Raw genomic sequence first — 15,644 nt, forward strand, 5'->3', positions numbered from 1 at the left:
AGGGGTTGCGCGGTTCGGGGTGATGGGTGTTGGAGCCGATCGGCCCGGGGGAGGCGACACGCCGGTGAGCGGCTGGTGCCGGGGCGTACGGCTCGATGGTGCCACACCGCGACTCCCGGCGCACGCCGATGGTACCCACAGTGGTGGTGAGCGAACTCTTCGCGACGGTCGGCGAGGGTGACGGTCGCGTGACGCCCGTCGGCTGTTCCGTGCGGAAGCCCGACCGGGATCAGCGCGGCCGAGGGCCGGACGGACGGCCGCCCGGGGGGTCCGTGCCCCGCGTCAGCGGATCCAGCACCGTCGTGCCGGAGCGGTCGAACCGCAGCCGTCCGGCGAGTTCGCCGCGCGAGTTGACGTCCAGCTTCCGGTAGATGCGCGTCATCCGCTGTTCGATCGCGCTGACCGTCAGGAAGAGCTTCTCGGCGATCTCACGATTGGTGTGACCCTGGGCGGCCAGGGTGGCCATCCTGGATTCGGTGTCCGTCAGGCCCTGGACCAGGACCGCCGCATCCGCCCGGCTGCCGGTGGCGCCGTCCCTGGTGGACAGGGCGCTGGGCCACAACGTCGGGATGCCGCACTCCTCCGCGAGAGCCCGGGCCGACCGGGTCGCGGCGCGGGCCTGCCGCCGGTCGCCGGCCTGCTCGTAGGCGTGACCGAGGTCGGCAAGGTTGTGCGCCAGTTCCATCCGGTCGCCGCACTGCCGCAGCAGCCGTACGGCGCTGCGCAGGTGCGGGATCCGTTCCTGTCCCTCCTCGGTCGCGGCCAGAACCCGCAGGGCCGCGGCCCGGTACCGGACATGGACGGGCCGCAGCCGGGCCAACTCGTCGCGCACCAGCTTGCGCGCCTGCTGACGGCGGCCCATCCGGAGCAGTGCCCGAGCCGACTCGGTGCGCCACGGCACCAGGCCCGAGAAGTCCAGCTGCCACCGCTGCATCAGCTGCCCGCAGAGCTGGAAGTCGGCCAGCGCGGCCTCGGGGCTTCCCGCGGCGAGGGCGTGCGTCCCGCGGGCGTGCAGGTAGTGCAGCCCGAGCGGGGTCTCGAAGATCGCCGGCGGCACCGGCACCTGAAGGCAGGCGGCCGCCGTGTCGAGCTGGTCCATATAGGTCAGGGCCCGTATCCGGACGGCGAGAGGTATCCCGATCACCACCCCCCAGCCTTTCGGCGAGAGCTGCCCCAGTGCCTCGTCGGCCAGCTTGCCGGCGCGGGGGAGGTCGCCGAGCCGGCCGGCGACGGCGGCCCGCAGGGCGGTGAGCGTGGCCGAGGGGGTGGGGTGGTGCGGGGTGGCGAGGTGGCGGTCCAGCCGGTCGCACCAGTCGTCGGCCAGGTCGAGCTGGTCGGCGTAGATCATGGCGATGAGGGCGCAGATGACCCTCCACATGTGCGGTTCGTCGTCCGGCCCGGTGGTCGACAGTGTCCGCTCGGCCTGCTCGACCACGCCCGCGTCACCCCGGGCCAGCACGCCGGACAGCAGGATGACTCCGCTGAGCCCGTGCTTGACCCGGGCCAGCGTGAGCGGATCCCGCGCGGCCACGGCGGGCGCGGGCCGGTCGACCATGACCCCGGGATAGAGCGTCGAGATCCAGCCGGTGATGATGAGCAGCTCGGCCACGGACTGCGGATCGGCGGGATCCGACCGCTCGCTGAGGTGCCTGACCAGGTCGACGGCCTTGTCGATCTCACCGTGCCAGAGGAGGTACTGGATGGGACCGGCGGCCTGTTGGCTGCCGAGGTGCCCGGCCCGGATGGCGGTGGCGACGCTGACCAGGTGGGGGATCGTGGCCTGCGGGTCGAGTCGCCACTCGGCGCGCGCCAGCGCGGAGCGGATCCGCGCCCGCAGACACTCGCCGACGCCACTGCGGTGCGCCCGGCGCAGGTACCGCAGGGCGGTCTCCACCTCGCCGTCGAGCAGCGCCTGCTCGCCGGCGTCCAGCAGGGTCTGCGCCATCCAGGGTTCGGCCAGCTCGCCGATGTCCACCAGGTGCGGCGCGATGCGGGCCGGGGGCGCGCCGTCGTCGTGCAGCAGGCGGGCTGCTCCCAGATGCAGCCGTACGCGTTCCTCGGCGGTCATCCCGTCGATCACGGCCTGGGTCACCGCCGGATGGCGCAACCCCTGTTCGTCGATCAGCCCCGCGCTGGTCGACTTGTCGACAGCGCCCAGCGCGGGGTGCAACCGGGCGTCGACGAGATGCGGCAGCAGGCTGCCGTGCAGCGGCTCGCCGGTCACGGCGAGCACCCGGGCGGCGTTGAGCACCAGGCGGTCGCAGCGGTACAGGCAGCTCAGCACGGCCTCCCGGAACGACTCGCCGACCGCCGGGGCGCCGGCGGACCGTGGCGCGGCTGCCTGGTCATCGGCGAGCGCGTGCACCAGGAGCGGATTCCCGCCGCTGATCCGGTGGCTCTCCTCGGCGATGCTGCGGGCGAGCGGGATGTCGAGCCGCTGGGCGAGCAGTTGGAACGTCCCCTCGGCGGTGAGCAGCGGCAGGCGGATGCGGTGCAGCTTCGCCGGTTGCAGCATCTCGGCGTGCACGTCCGCCTGCCACGGCCGGGTGCGTGGCGCCTCCGTCAGGACCATCAGCACGGATAGGCCGGAGAGCCGCCGGGCCACGTAATCGAGACAGCGCAGCGACGGCACGTCCGCGTGGTGGATGTCGTCCACCACGATGACCAGCGGCCCCCGCGAGGTCAGTTCGAGCAGGGCGCGCCCGATGGCGGCGGTGAGCCGGGCGTTCTCCGCGTCCGCCGGATCGGCGTCGCTCCATGCGAGGGCGCCCGCGTCCAGCAGCCGGGCGAGGCGGGCCCGGATGTCGGGGGCGTCCGCGGCGCACGACGGCACCGCGCGGACGAGCTGCCGGACGACCTCCAGCGGTACGCTGCGCTCCGCGCGGGAGGCGCTCGCGCCGATGACCCGTGCTCCGGCGTCGCAGGCGCGCCGGGCGAAGGCCTGTGAGAGCGCGGTCTTGCCGGAGCCGACCGGGCCGGTCAGCACGGTCACCGGCCGGTCGGTCGGCGAGGTGCCGCCGCGGAGCAGGTCTGCGAGTCGGCGCTCCAGCAGGCCGAGCTGGCTCGAACGCTCGGTCAGCTCCATCACCGCCCCCTCCGGGGGAGGGCCGGGTGCCCGGTGCGGCCCGGCAGCTCGACCAAATTGGAGACCGGCAATTCTTGACCCATTCCATTATCGGCAAGGATCGACTGGTGTCGAGCTTTGCCGGTGCGCCATCGACCGACTTGACCGGTTGGCTGCTGCGAGCCGTGTTCCCGTGTGCGTCGGCGATAATTCCCCAGCTCTCTCGGGGTCGACACTTCCTATCGACCTGCTTGATGGTGGGAGTATGGCAGTTGGGCAATTGGGCGGCAAGCCGAGTTGTGTAAAGGATGGGCAAACATGGGTTACTTGTCTCGGGTGACCCGACCGGGGGTGGCGACGGAAAGTCGCCGGCTGGTCCCGTACCGTGACAGGGCGCTCTCCTGAGCCGATGGTTCCGCTTATTCGGCCCGCCTGCTGATTGGCGAATGGGCTCTTCCGTGCTAATCCGACGTCCGGGCGTTACCGGTCGCTCTCGCCGCAAGGTTCGAAGCTGCCGCGGTCGCGGCGTGCGGAGGCGTCGAGCTGGGCGTCATCGTCGTTGAACTCGGCGTTCGTGACCCCGCCCGTGCCGATCCCGGCGCGGGCGGGCGTGGTGCCGGAAGCTGCTGTGGAGGTGTCGTCCGCCCCCGGGGCGGGGCCGTGGGGTCCGGTCGGGGCTCCGGCAATTGCCGGAGGCGCTCGATTGTTGCGATGTAAGGCATTGATGCCGGAACTGCGATCGATGCCTGTCCGGCCCTGCCGGCGGTCGAGGCTTGGTGTGCGTCGGCGGGCCACGATTCGGACGTTTGGGAGATTCTGCGATTATGTATGAAAAAGAATTATGAATCCGAGTGTCCCGTTGGTTGCGGAGGCCTGCGGTCCCATCCGGCCCGAAGGCTGATCTCATGCGGCACACGTCAATGCGATAAAGCCGTGACGGCGAGCTGCCGGGCATCGAGGAGGACGTTTTACGGTCGATTTTCGCTCGCTGAGGACAAATGCGGCCTCTGCATTGTTCGCCGAGCCGGAGTGAGCGCTCGTGTCGGCCGTTGTGTCAGGACGGCCGGGATTCGGTCCTAGCTGGCCAGTAGGCCCGGACAGGGGGATTCGGACTCGGCGGCTAGGGGTTGTGCCCGACGATAGCCCGGCCCTAATTTCGGGGCACCCGGTCTCCACCGTCTGGATAGCCGGACATGGGGCCGTGCAGGCCCGAGACCTGAAGGGTTCTGTGGCCGTCGTGATGTCCCAGCTGCCGCCGCGACTCGTTGCGGCCCCGCGCAGGGGATAGCGGAGATGACACTGCTGCCGGTGCTGCGTGGATTCGGTGCGGATCGGGCCGACGCGGTCACGGTGGCCGGAGAAGCCCTCTCCAGCGAGGCCCTGCTGGGCTGCGTCACCGCCGTCGCTGATCGGATCAGGGGCGCGACCGCGGTCGCGGTCGACGGCACACCGACGCTGGAAGCGGTGGTCGGAATGCTCGGCGCCCTCCTCGCCGGGGCACCGCTCGTACCGCTGCCTCCCGGCGCCGACGAACGCGAACGCCGCCGTATCCTGCGGCAGTCCGGAGCGACGGTGATCCTCGGCCGTGCCCCGTCCGGGGCCGACGGCCTGTCCACGATCCCGGTCGACCTGCGAGAACACGCCTCGACGCGGCATCCCGAGCCCGCCCCGGGCAGCGACGCCGTCATCCTCTACACAGGTGGCGCATCAGGGCCGCCACGAGGGGTGCGCATCTCGCGCCGCGCCATCGCCGCCGACCTCGACCTTCTGGCCCGTGCGTGGCACTGGAGCGAGGAGGACGTGGTCGTCCAGGGCACCCCGCTGTTCCGGGCGTACGGTCTGGTCGTCGGCCTGCTCGGCGCGCTGCGGGCCGGCAGCCGTTTCGTCCACCTCGACCACGCCGGCACCGGGCCGGTCGGCTCCGTGCACCTGGCGTCGCCCGACCAGTGGGCGAAGATAGCGCTGGACGGCCACCGGGCCCGGCCGCTGTCCGCGGCGCGGATCCTCGTTTCCGCGGACGGCCCGCTGGCCCGCGCCGTGGCCGAACGGCTCCGACTGCTCACCTCGCACCGGCCGGTGCAGGCCTACGGCACCACCGAGACGCTCGTCGCGCTGACCGGGCGCCCCGGCGACCGTACGGTGCCGGGCGCTGTCGGCACCCCCCTGCCCGGCGTCGAGACGCGCGTGCTGGACCGCGAGGACCGGCCGGTGCCGGCCGACGGCCAGTCGGCGGGCGAGCTGAGCGTCTGCGGGCCGATGCTGTTCAGCGGGTACGTCGGCGGGCGGAGCCTCGCCGCCGGTCGCTGGCACGCCACCGGGGACCTGGCCAGCGTGGCCCCCGACGGCACGTACCGGATCATCGGGCGACGCGGGCTCGACGTGGTGCACAGCCGGGGCCGGCGGATGCCCGCCGGGCAGATCGAGGAGGCGTTGCTGAGCCACCCCGGCGTGCGCGACGCCGCCGTCGTCGGCACGCCGCACCACGCGTTCGGCGAGCAGGTCACCGCCTACGTCGTCGCCGAGGGGGTGACCGCGCAGGTGCTCATCGACCACGTCGGCCGGTACCTCTCGGCAGGCCAGCGCCCCCGGCGGGTGCACTTCGTCGACGAGTTGCCGCGCAGCGCCTTCGGGCGGATCAGGAAGTCCCTGCTGATCGCCGGCGGCTGAGCCGGCCGGACAGGGGGCAGCGGTGACCCGCCCCCGCCACGGTCAGCCCTCCACCCAGCCGTGCCGCCGGGCCAGCTCCAGCATCCTCGCACGTACCGCCACGATCTGCGCTCCGGTCAGGTCCGACACGGAGGTCACCAGCGCCTCGGTGGTCTCCGCGGAGAAGGCCCGCTCGGAGAGGACGTCGCACAGGCCCTCGTCGTCCTCCGCGCCGCCCGTGGCCTGTCCGCTGTCCCTGCTGCGCCCGCCGCCGACCGCGACGCCGGACACCCGCACCAGCACGGCCTTGGGCCCGCGCTCGGTCTCCACCGCGTCGTACTCGACCGGGACGCCGGGCGTCAGTGCCCACTTGTCGCCGTCGAGCATGTTCGCGTGCACGAACACGTCGTCGCTGCCGTCGTCCGGGGCGATGAACCCGTAGCCCCGCACCTCGTCGAACCGCACCACTTTGCCAGTGAGCATCGCCATTCCCGCGTCCATCCGCCCCAAATCCAGGTGCCCCGCCCGCAGGACCGGGACGGCGCTCAGAGTGGCACCTGTCCCGTGCAGGCCGGCACCCGTACCCGACCCCTATGGTGCACCTATCGCCGAGGCCCGCCGCGGCGAGGGGTGCCGCAGCGCCTACCATCGGCCAACGTGATCGAGCAGATCCTGCCCTCCACCGTGGCGGTGTCCGAGTCCTTCACCGATCCCGCCGGCGTGACCCTGTTCCCCGAGGAGGAGGCGCTGGTGGCACGGTCGGTGGAGAAACGACGCCGGGAGTTCACCACCGTGCGGCACTGCGCCCGGCTGGCCCTCGGCGAGCTGGGCCTCGCCCCGGCGCCGATCGTCTCCGGCGCACGCGGTGCCCCGCTCTGGCCCGACGGCGTGGTCGGCAGTATGACGCACTGCGATGGCTACCGGGCGGCGGTCGTCGGCCGTACGGCGGCGTTCGCCAGCCTCGGGGTGGACGCCGAGCCGCACGCCCCGCTGCCCGACGGGGTGCTCGGAGCGATCGCCCTGCCGGCCGAACGGTCGCGCACCGTCACGCTGGCCGCGGTCCGCCCCGCCGTCTGCTGGGACCGCCTGTTGTTCAGCGCCAAGGAGGCGGTGTACAAGGCGTGGTTCCCGCTCACCGGCCAGTGGCTGGACTTCTCCGAGGCGGACATCGTGTTCGACCCGGCCGGCACGTTTGAGGCCCGGCTGCTGGTGCCCGGTCCGGTGCTCGGCGGGGCCGAGGTGCGGGCGTTCGCGGGCAGGTTCCTGGTCGAGCGGGGACTGGTGGTCACCGCGATCAGCATCCCGGCGGTCGCGTCCTAACCGTCGGCGCTGAGCCGCGTCTTCTGCACCTTGCCCAGGGCGTTGCGGGGCAGGGCGTCGACCAGGCGCACCTCGCGTGGTCGCTTGTGCGCCGAAAGGTGCCGGGCCACGAAGTCGATCAGCTCGGCCTCGCCCACCCCGTCGCCCACCACATACGCGGTGACCTGCTGACCGAGGTCGGGGTGCGGTGTGCCCACCACGGCTGCCTCACGGACCCCCGGGTGCGTCAGCAGGGCGTCCTCCACCTCCCCCGCGCCGATCCGGTAGCCACCGCTCTTGATCAGGTCGGTCGACGCCCGGCCGACGATCCGGTGCCAGCCGTCCGGGTCGACGGTGGCGACGTCCCCGGTGCGGAACCAACCGTCCGGGGTACGGCTCGCCGCGTCGGCGTCCGGACGGTTGAGGTAGCCGTCGAACAGCGTGGGGCCGGTGACCTGAAGCTCGCCCATCGCCGCCCCGTCGGCCGGGAGCGGGGTGCCGTCGTCGCCGACCAGCCGCGTACGGACCCCGGGCAGCGCCAGCCCGACGGTGCCGGGCCGGCGTGGGCCGTCCGTCCGGGCGCTCACAGTGATCAGGGTCTCGGTCATCCCGTACCGCTCGACGACCCGGTGACCGGTGAGGGTGGCGAGGTCGGCGAAGACCGCCGCCGGCAGCGCCGCGCTGCCCGAGACCAGCAGCCGCGCCGGACGCAGCGCCCGGGCCGCGTCCGGGTCGGCGGCGATTCGGGACCACACCGTCGGCACCCCGAAGTACATCGTGCCGTTGGCGGCGGCGTACCGGTCGGGGCGGGGGCGGCCCACGTGGTGCAGCCGGCCGCCCAGCCGCAGTGGTCCGAGCACGCCGAGCACCAGCCCGTGCACGTGGAACAGCGGCAGGCCGTGCACCAGCAGGTCGTCCGGCGTCCATGCCCAGGCGTCGGCCAGCCCGTCGAGGCAGGCGGCGATCGCGCGGCGGGAGATCACGGCGCCCTTCGGGGCGCCGGTGGTGCCGCTGGTGTAGAGGATCACCGCGGTGCGGGCCGGATCCGGCTCGGGGTGGACGGTGTCCGACCGGCGGGTCAGGTCGACGGGTACGACGGGCCGGCCGGCGTCACCGACGGTGCGTTCCGCGCCGGCCGGGGCCAGCAGCGCCGTCGCGTCCGAGTCGCGCAGGATGTGATCGCGCTCCATCGGCCCGGCGTCCGGCGGGATCGGCACGACCGCAACCCCGGCCGTCAGCGCGCCCACCACGCCGACCACGGTCTCCAGGGTGGCGGTGGCCTCGATCGCCACCCGGTCGACGCCGCGCAGCTCGTCGGCCACCGCCGTGGCAAGGCGGCGAAGCTCCACCCAGGACGCCGCCCGGCCGCCGACCCGGATCGCGTCCGGGTGCTCGTCGGTGCCCTTCGTCAGCCAGCCCAGCAGCGGCATGGTGCGATCCTCTCAGCGGCCCGGTCCGAGCCCTGCCGGGGGCCGCGACGCCGGTAGGGTCGTGGGGTACCGCCGGATCCGGGCGGGCGAGTGCGCCGCCGGTGGGCCGGGAGAACGGTCCTGACCGTAGTCGGGGGTCTCCGCGGCCTGCCACCCCTACCGGCCGTGGCGGTCGTGCGGGCGGGGAGGTGACATCGATGGTCGCGAGGGCGACGGCGGCACCCGACGGTGTCCGGGCGGTGGTGTTCGACCTCGACGGGGTGCTGGTCGACAGCCTCGCCGTGGCCAGAGAGGCGTTCGCCCTCGCCTACGCCGAGGTGGTCGGCGACGGCCTGGCCCCGGTCGACGAGTACTGCCGCCACCCGGGCCGGTACCTGCCGGAGGTGCTGGAGCTGATGGGTCTGCCGGCGACGCTCGCCGAGCCGTTCGTGCGGCAGAGCAACCGCCTTGCACACCGGGTCAGCCGGGTCGTCGGCGCGGCGGAGCTGCTGCGCACCCTGCGTCGGCGGGGGATCGGGCTCGCCGTGGCCACCGGCCGCAGCGGTGTACGCGCCCGGGACCTGCTCGGCCGGCTCGACCTGTTGCCGCTCGTCGACCACGTGGTGGGCTCGGACGAGGTGCCTCGCCCGAAGCCCGCGCCCGATATCGTACGGCGGGCGCTGCACCTGCTCGGGGCCCGGCCGGAGGAGGCGCTGATGGTCGGCGACGCGCCCAGCGACCTGGCCAGCGCGCGGGCGGCCGGGGTGACAGCGGTGGCCGCGCTGTGGGGCGAGTCCGACGAGGAGACGCTGCGCGCGGCCGGCCCGGACGTCGTTCTGACCCGGCTCGACGAGCTGCTGCCGCTCTGCCCGGCACGGCGGTGACGAGCCACACCGGATCCGTGGGCGAGAAGCCGCCCGGAGCCGCCGCCCGCCCGGACGGGACGCCCGGACACCTGGCGTGACCGGGCGACACCCCTGTCGCCGGGCGGTACCCCTGTGGAGGATGGTTTCCCGCCTCGACACCCCCGATTCGTCACCTGATCAGTTGATCGGGGCATCGGTTGCGCGGATGATGTCGGGCGTCGGTCGGCCCGGGTCCGGCCCGTTGCCGCGGACCGACGCCGCGATCAGCCGAGTGGTCCGCCCTTCCCGGCGGCAAACCGCACATGAAGGAGGACCATCCCGGATGCCGGTCATCGAGGTCGATCATCTGCAGAAGCGGTACGGCGAGAAGGTCGCGGTCGACGACGTTTCCTTCACCGTCGAGCAGGGCGAGATCTTCGGCGTCCTCGGCCCGAACGGCGCCGGCAAGACGACCACTGTGGAATGCGTGCAGGGGTTGCGCCGTCCCGACGGCGGGACCATCCGGGTGTTCGGGCTGGACCCGGTGCGCGACCGCACCGAGGTGCGCCAGCGCGTCGGCGCCCAGCTCCAGGAGAGCCAGCTGCCGGACAAGGTGCGGGTGCGGGAGGCGCTGGACCTGTACCGGTCCTTCTACCGCAACCGGGCCGACATCGACGAGCTGCTGACCGACCTCGGCCTGGCCGAGCAGCGCAACACCTACTTCCAGAAGCTCTCCGGCGGGCAGAAGCAGCGGCTGTCGGTGGCCCTGGCGCTGGTGGGCAGGCCGGAGATCGCCATCCTCGACGAGCTGACCACGGGCCTCGACCCGCAGGGCCGCCGGGACACCTGGGATCTCGTCGAGCGGATTCGCGACCGCGGCGTCACCGTCGTGCTGGTCACCCACTTCATGGAGGAGGCGCAACGACTCTGTGACCGGATCGCGATCATCGACAAGGGGCGGATGGTGGCCATCGACAGCCCCGCTGGCCTGCTCGCCCGGGTCGGCAGCGAGCACCGGGTGCACTTCCGCCCGGCGGAGCCGGTCGAGGACGCCCTGCTGCTCGCCGCGCCCGACGTGACCGGGGTCAGCCGCTACGGGGCGGAGGTGACGGTGACCGGCACGAAGGACGTGCTCCAGTCGGTCCTGGCAGTGCTCAACGGGCGCGGGACGACCTACACGGACCTGCGGGTCGAGCAGCCCACTCTCGACGACGCCTTCGTCGCCCTGACCGGCCGCGGCGGCCGGGCCGCCGCGCAGTCCCCGACCGACGGGAGGTCGTCGTGAGCGCCCTGTCCAAGCTGATCGCCGTCGAGACGAAGCTGTTCCTCCGGGAGCCCGTGTCGTTGTTCTTCGTCTTCGCCCTGCCGATCGGCCTGATGCTCGTCTTCGGCCTGCCGCAGCGTGCCGGTACCGCCGCCGACACCGGCCAGCACGCCGAGCAGACGTTCCTGCCGTCGCTCGCGCTGGCTCTCACCATCGGCATGCTCGCGCTCTTCACCCTGCCGATGGCGCTGGGCATCTACCGGGAACGCCGGATCCTGCGCCGTCTGGCGACCACCCCGGTGCAGCCCGCGCTGCTGCTGGTCGCCCAGGTCGTGGTCAACCTCGTGATGGGCGTGCTCGGTGCGGTGGTCACCTCGATCGCCGTGCGGTTCCTGCTGGACCAGCCAGCGCCGGCCAACCTGCCCGGGTTCGTACTGGCCTTCCTCCTCGGGGTCGCGTGCCTGTTCGCCGTCGGCCTGCTGATCGCGGCGCTGGCGCCGTCGGCCCGGGCGGCACAGTCGATCGGCCCCGCGCTGTACTTCCCGCTGCTCTTCCTGGCCGGCGCCTGGCTGCCCCGCGACCGGATGCCGGGTGCCCTGGCGGCCGTGGCCGACTACTCGCCGCTCGGCGCGACCGTCGACACCATCGGCGCGGCGTGGGCGGGGGCCGACCCCGAGCTGCCGCAGCTGATCGCCCTGGCCGTCACGGCCGCCGTCGCCGCCCTGGGGGCGACGCGGTTCTTCCGCTGGGAGTGAGCCCGCCTCCCGACTGGGCTGGTCCGCCGGCATCGTCGCTGCCCAGGGCCGTTTCTAGGGGTGCGCTAAGGGTGCTCACGAAATGTGATCTGCACTACGTTCGGAGCTGAACGGGTGGCCGCTCACCGGACAAGGACGTTCGACCGCGGAGCGTCCGTTCACCCGGCAACGGGTGTCGTTGGACCTGTGTGGACCGAACCGCGTCGCCCCTGCGGCGGCTCGTGGGGTGTGCGGAATGCGACGGAGGTCGTGCCATGAAGGACGTTTCGCAAGCTGATCCGGTCGCCCGGGACGCCGCCGGCGTCATCGATGTCGTCCTGGAGGGCGGCCCGGCCGGCCTGCCGGCCGATCTGCGCAGCCGTCGGGTGTCCAGGGCCGAGAAGAAGATCAAGATCCTGTACTACGGCGGGTACGAGCACTTCGAGCGGGGCGCCGCCGCCGCGACGGTCGAGCCGGTGGTCTTCCGCTGGACCGGCCGGACCCGGATCGCCGAGTAGCGAAGGGACGCAGCAGTCTCATGCGGGCACAGGACCAGCGGACGGGACCGCACCTGACGGTCAGCGACACGAGCGAGGCGATCGCCTTCTACACGGACGTCTTCGACGCCGTGGCCATCCAACGGGAGTGCCTGCTCGACGGGCATGTCGTGCACGCGGAACTGGCCGTCGGTGGTCATCGCCTGATCGTGAGCGAGTGGTGGGAGGCGGGCGACCCGTCGGTGGCCGCAGACCGTGACGAGGTGTTGACCATCGAGCGGACGGACCCCGAGTCGGTGCTGCGGCGGGCGGTGGCCGCGGGCGCCCATGTCGAGCCGCCGGCTGCCCCGTCGCACCAGGTCACGTTGCGCGACCCCGCGGGCCTCTGCTGGACCGTCGTCGGCCCGCAGCGGGCGGGGTAGGGCGAGTCCCGGCGGACCCGGGACAGGCCGCGGGAACCCGTGCGTACGGCGCGGGTTCCCGCGGCCTGTCCGGCGGGACGTCGCCGGAGTCCGCGCGGTGCGCGGCGCCTGGGCGCTTCTCCGGTCTCCTGGTCAGCCGCGCGGCGGTCCCGCCGACAGTCCGGCTTCCGCCGTCAGGTCCTGAGTCGTACGCGGGCCGGCGGGGGCGACGATCAGCTGATCGTCTGCCGGGCCGACGGTTCCCTCAGCGCCTCCGCCACCAGCGTACGCAGCCGCCCGGCGGTCGCCCCGGCCGGCACACGCGGCGGTGGGCGTGCACCGTTCGCCGTTGGTGTCGGCCGGAGGTGTCGGATCTGGGCAGGGGTGTTCGTAGTCAATGAGCGGGGCAGCCCACGAGGCTGCTGGGTGATGCGCCCGTGCGTCCAGGCTGTTGCGGTTGACCATCGAGAGGTAAGGCATGGCCAAGCTGATCTATGTGAACAACGTGTCGCTCGACGGCTACATGGAGGACGAACGCGGCGCGTTCGCCTGGTTGCCAATGGACGACGAGGTGTTCGTCGTCTACACCGATCTCCTGCGGTCCGTGGGCACGTTCCTCTACGGACGGCGGCTGTACGAGGCGATGGCCGTCTGGGAAACCGACGCCGCTCTGGCCGGGCAGTCCGACCTCATGGCCGACTTCGCAAGCGCCTGGCAGGCAGCGGGAAAGGTCGTGTACTCCACGACCCTCGCCGCGGTGTCGACCGCCGACACCCGACTCGAACGCCGCTTCGACCTCGCCGCGGTACGCGAACTGAAGGCCACGGCCGGCAGCGATCTCACCGTTGGAGGTGCAAACCTCGCGGCGCAGGCTCTTGAGGCCGGGCTGGTCGACGAGTGCCAGCTGTTCGTCTGGCCCGTGGTCGTCGGCGGGGGTAAGCCGGGCCTGCCGTCCGGCATGCGCGTCGACCTCGAACTCCTCGACGAGCGCCGATTCCGAAACGGCGTCGTACACCTCCGCTACCGCCCTGTCGGGCAGTGAACGACGGCCCGTCCGATCGCCTGCGCTTGCGTGAAGGTGGGGCGCTGACGGCTGATCCGACCGGATGAGGTCGACCATCACCCACTTCGGTGAACGCATCCCGGGCGCGGCTCAATCCCCGCTCTCGGTGTTCGGTGTTCGGCAGCGGCACCGTGGCAGCTTCTGTGACCCTGTCCTGGTGAGCGCGCCCGGTGACGAGGCTGTCGAGCTGCGTGTTCACGGGGTCTCCGGCGCGTCGGCGGAGACCATCGTCGATCATCCGATCGTGGTGCGGGTGGCGGGGGACCGGCACGCCGGGTTCTACCGGGTCCGGGAGGGACTCGGTCGGGCGGGCGGCGCCACCGCCGGGGTGGTGGTGGAGGCGTACCGGTGGGGGGCCCTGACCGCGGGGGTGGCGGTGCGGACGGCGTCCATGCTGCTGCTGTTGCCGTTCATGCTGGGCAACCTCGCGGTCTGGCTGCGCCCCACCCTGGCGGACCGGTTCGGCCTGCTCGGCGGGTTGTGTCGCCTGCTCGCCGGGTCGCTGACCGTGGCGTTCACGCTCGCGCTGGTCGGGGTGAGCATGAACCTGCCCGGCTGGCAGTGCGTGCCGTACGTGGAGTGCCGGCAGGGGCGGCCGTACCTGTCCTGGCTGGCGGCGTTGCCAATGGGCCCGCGCCTGGCGGTGCTGGCATTGGTGCCGCTGCTGGCGTTGCGGGTGTTCTGGGCCGTCGGCGCGCGCTCGGCGCGTGCCTTCGAAGGCTTCGAGGCCGCCCCGCCCCACGAGCGGGTGCTGGAGTCGACCGGGAGCCTAGCCGCACCGGGGATCTGGCACGACGAGCGGATGACGTCGTGGCTGCGTCAGATCCATGTCGGGCTGGGCGCCGGCACTGTTTACGTAAGCCTGGTCGTCGCGGTGTCACACGATCGGTGGAACGGCGTAGCCGTCGCGCTGCTCGGCCTCACCGGCGGACTCGTGCTGTTCTGCGCGGCGCTGCTGCTGGTGACAGTGAGCGTGAGGTGGGCCGGCCCGCTGCGACGCCTGCTGTGGATCCTCGTCGCGGTGGCCACCGTGTCGAGTCTCGGATACGCCGTGTCCCGACGGGAGGTGCCGGTGGTGGCCGGGCAGATGCCCGGCTACGAGGGCGCGGCCGCCGGCCTGGTCACCGCGCAGGGACTGCTGCTGGTCCTGATCGCCGCGGTGACGCTGGCGCGGCAGCGCACCCGGCCGGCCGGCTCGCGCGCGCTGCTGCGCGGACTCGGCACGCCGCTGGTGGCGGCGATGTCGGTCACGGTCACCTCCGCCTACACCACCACGTTGGTGTTCCGGACCGCCGACCATCTCGACCGGGGCCGCATCCCCGACCCGATCCGGCCCAGCCCACCTGCGCTGGGCCCACTGGAACCACCGGTGGCGTACTGGTGGGCCGCGCTCGCCGGGCTGGCCGCGTTGCTCGTCGTCACCGCGGCGATTGCCCTCACCCTGCCCGCCGCCCGGCGCCGTCGTCGGGCGTACGCGCAACGCGTGGTCGAGCGGGACTACCCCGACGCGCCCGCTTCGGCGGCGCCGCGGCTGGCCGCGGTCCGCGACACGGTCGCCCGCTCCTTCGTCACCGAGGAACTCGGGCCGACCCTGGTCGCGTTCTTCGTGGTCTCCTCACTCGGGCTCGCCACCGTGGCGCTCGACCTCGTCGGGATCGGCCCCACACAACTCGCCGCCCGCCTCAATCGGCGCCACGACGTCCTCGCCGTGCTCACCGCATATGTCACCGACATCGGTATCTGGATCATCAGCCTCATCGTCGTCGGACTGCTGATCCTGGCCTACCGCGCGTACCGGTCGCCGGAGACCCGCCGGCTCGTCGGCGTGTTGTGGGATCTGGGCACCTTCTGGCCCCGGACGGTGCACCCGTTCGCACCGCCCTGCTACGCGGCGCGGGCCGTGCCCGAACTGACGCGGCGGGTCTGCGCACTGGCCGCGCATGGGCCCGTGGTGATCTCCGGGCACAGCCACGGCTCGGTACTGGCCGCCGCCACCGTCCTGCACCTGCCATCCGAGACTCTGCCACGGATCGCGTTGCTGACCCACGGCAGCCCCCTGTACCGGATCTATGCCCGCCTCTACCCGGCCTACCTCGGCGAACGGGTGCTGTGGGAGCTCGGTGAGCGGATCGACTGGCGGTGGCGCAACCTGTGGCGTGACACCGACCCGATCGGCGCGCCGATCTTCGACCATCCCGACCTCACGCCTGGCGTACCTCGGGAGGCCGCAACTGTCGACGTGCGGCTGCGCGATCCCCGCGGTGTCACCGTGGAGCCGACGGACACCGTTCCGCCCGCGGTGGAACGCCACTGGCCGTATCACACGCAACCGGAGTACCAGGACGCTGTCAGGCTCCTCGTCGGGAGGATCCGTGGCCGTGCGCCGTAGGTGGCGAGGTCAGGTTCGGGGCGCGGCCTGGAC

The 15,644-nt window shown here is 72.7% G+C and carries 12 protein-coding genes; 9 read left to right on the forward strand and 3 right to left on the reverse strand.

What is annotated here, in order from left to right; translation table 11 throughout:
• Positions 1 to 229: 229 nt before the first annotated feature.
• Positions 230 to 3,085, reverse strand: a complete 2,856-nt coding sequence (locus KBX43_RS00100) for an AAA family ATPase (protein ID WP_210882130.1) — start codon at positions 3,083 to 3,085, stop codon at positions 230 to 232.
• Positions 3,086 to 4,357: 1,272 nt separating this feature from the next.
• On the opposite strand from KBX43_RS00100, the gene KBX43_RS00105 reads away from it, so the two are divergent.
• Entirely contained in the window at positions 4,358 to 5,731 is a 1,374-nt protein-coding gene (locus KBX43_RS00105; RefSeq protein ID WP_210882132.1) for an AMP-binding protein, read from the forward strand.
• A 42-nt stretch (positions 5,732 to 5,773) separates the two neighbouring features.
• On the opposite strand, the gene KBX43_RS00110 is transcribed toward KBX43_RS00105, so the two are convergent.
• Complete coding sequence (locus KBX43_RS00110) at positions 5,774 to 6,211, reverse strand: cold-shock protein (protein ID WP_064445434.1); 438 nt, start codon at positions 6,209 to 6,211, stop codon at positions 5,774 to 5,776.
• A gap of 156 nt (positions 6,212 to 6,367) precedes the next feature.
• On the opposite strand from KBX43_RS00110, the gene KBX43_RS00115 reads away from it, so the two are divergent.
• A complete protein-coding gene (locus KBX43_RS00115; RefSeq protein ID WP_064445435.1) occupies positions 6,368 to 7,030 on the forward strand; it encodes a 4'-phosphopantetheinyl transferase in 663 nt (220 codons plus the stop codon).
• Here the strand turns inward: KBX43_RS00115 and KBX43_RS00120 are convergent.
• Positions 7,027 to 8,439, reverse strand: a complete 1,413-nt coding sequence (locus KBX43_RS00120; RefSeq protein WP_210882134.1) for an acyl-CoA synthetase — start codon at positions 8,437 to 8,439, stop codon at positions 7,027 to 7,029. The genes KBX43_RS00115 and KBX43_RS00120 overlap by 4 nt on opposite strands.
• A gap of 197 nt (positions 8,440 to 8,636) precedes the next feature.
• On the opposite strand from KBX43_RS00120, the gene KBX43_RS00125 reads away from it, so the two are divergent.
• The 7 genes from KBX43_RS00125 to KBX43_RS00155 all read left to right on the forward strand — a co-directional run bounded on the left by KBX43_RS00125 (position 8,637) and on the right by KBX43_RS00155 (position 15,611).
• On the forward strand, positions 8,637 to 9,302 hold the full coding sequence (locus KBX43_RS00125) for an HAD-IA family hydrolase (RefSeq protein WP_210882142.1): 666 nt from the start codon (positions 8,637 to 8,639) through the stop codon (positions 9,300 to 9,302).
• A gap of 304 nt (positions 9,303 to 9,606) precedes the next feature.
• Positions 9,607 to 10,548 (forward strand): ABC transporter ATP-binding protein, encoded by a 942-nt coding sequence (locus tag KBX43_RS00130; RefSeq protein WP_210882144.1) that lies wholly within the window; start codon positions 9,607 to 9,609, stop codon positions 10,546 to 10,548.
• Positions 10,545 to 11,282, forward strand: coding sequence for an ABC transporter permease (locus KBX43_RS00135; RefSeq protein WP_210882146.1), 738 nt, complete (start codon positions 10,545 to 10,547; stop codon positions 11,280 to 11,282). The genes KBX43_RS00130 and KBX43_RS00135 overlap by 4 nt, the downstream gene beginning before the upstream one ends.
• 254 nt (positions 11,283 to 11,536) lie before the next feature.
• The gene (locus KBX43_RS00140) at positions 11,537 to 11,779 is read left to right on the forward strand and encodes a DUF5988 family protein (protein WP_104112198.1); all 243 of its coding nucleotides are present in this window, start codon (positions 11,537 to 11,539) and stop codon (positions 11,777 to 11,779) included.
• Between the two features lie 20 nt (positions 11,780 to 11,799).
• Positions 11,800 to 12,180 carry a glyoxalase/bleomycin resistance/extradiol dioxygenase family protein gene (locus KBX43_RS00145; RefSeq protein WP_104112199.1) on the forward strand — a complete coding sequence of 127 codons (381 nt, stop codon included), beginning with the start codon at positions 11,800 to 11,802 and terminating at the stop codon, positions 12,178 to 12,180.
• Between the two features lie 457 nt (positions 12,181 to 12,637).
• Positions 12,638 to 13,201 (forward strand): dihydrofolate reductase family protein, encoded by a 564-nt coding sequence (locus tag KBX43_RS00150; protein ID WP_113973082.1) that lies wholly within the window; start codon positions 12,638 to 12,640, stop codon positions 13,199 to 13,201.
• 178 nt (positions 13,202 to 13,379) lie between these two features.
• Complete coding sequence (locus KBX43_RS00155) at positions 13,380 to 15,611, forward strand: hypothetical protein (protein WP_307851435.1); 2,232 nt, start codon at positions 13,380 to 13,382, stop codon at positions 15,609 to 15,611.
• The last annotated feature ends 33 nt before the right edge of the window (positions 15,612 to 15,644 follow it).

The organism is Micromonospora sp. C41 (genome assembly GCF_018070485.1).
GTDB lineage: Bacteria > Actinomycetota > Actinomycetes > Mycobacteriales > Micromonosporaceae > Micromonospora > Micromonospora chalcea.

What these genes read in the sequence shown, in the direction of transcription:
- KBX43_RS00100 (WP_210882130.1), bottom strand. Translation starts at nt 3,085, where the DNA reads ATGGAGCTGACCGAGCGTTCGAGCCAGCTCGGCCTGCTGGAGCGCCGA.
- KBX43_RS00145 (WP_104112199.1), top strand. Translation starts at nt 11,800, where the DNA reads ATGCGGGCACAGGACCAGCGGACGGGACCGCACCTGACGGTCAGCGAC.
- KBX43_RS00105 (WP_210882132.1), top strand. Translation starts at nt 4,358, where the DNA reads ATGACACTGCTGCCGGTGCTGCGTGGATTCGGTGCGGATCGGGCCGAC.
- KBX43_RS00130 (WP_210882144.1), top strand. Translation starts at nt 9,607, where the DNA reads ATGCCGGTCATCGAGGTCGATCATCTGCAGAAGCGGTACGGCGAGAAG.
- KBX43_RS00125 (WP_210882142.1), top strand. Translation starts at nt 8,637, where the DNA reads ATGGTCGCGAGGGCGACGGCGGCACCCGACGGTGTCCGGGCGGTGGTG.
- KBX43_RS00150 (WP_113973082.1), top strand. Translation starts at nt 12,638, where the DNA reads ATGGCCAAGCTGATCTATGTGAACAACGTGTCGCTCGACGGCTACATG.
- KBX43_RS00120 (WP_210882134.1), bottom strand. Translation starts at nt 8,439, where the DNA reads ATGCCGCTGCTGGGCTGGCTGACGAAGGGCACCGACGAGCACCCGGAC.
- KBX43_RS00110 (WP_064445434.1), bottom strand. Translation starts at nt 6,211, where the DNA reads ATGGACGCGGGAATGGCGATGCTCACTGGCAAAGTGGTGCGGTTCGAC.
- KBX43_RS00140 (WP_104112198.1), top strand. Translation starts at nt 11,537, where the DNA reads ATGAAGGACGTTTCGCAAGCTGATCCGGTCGCCCGGGACGCCGCCGGC.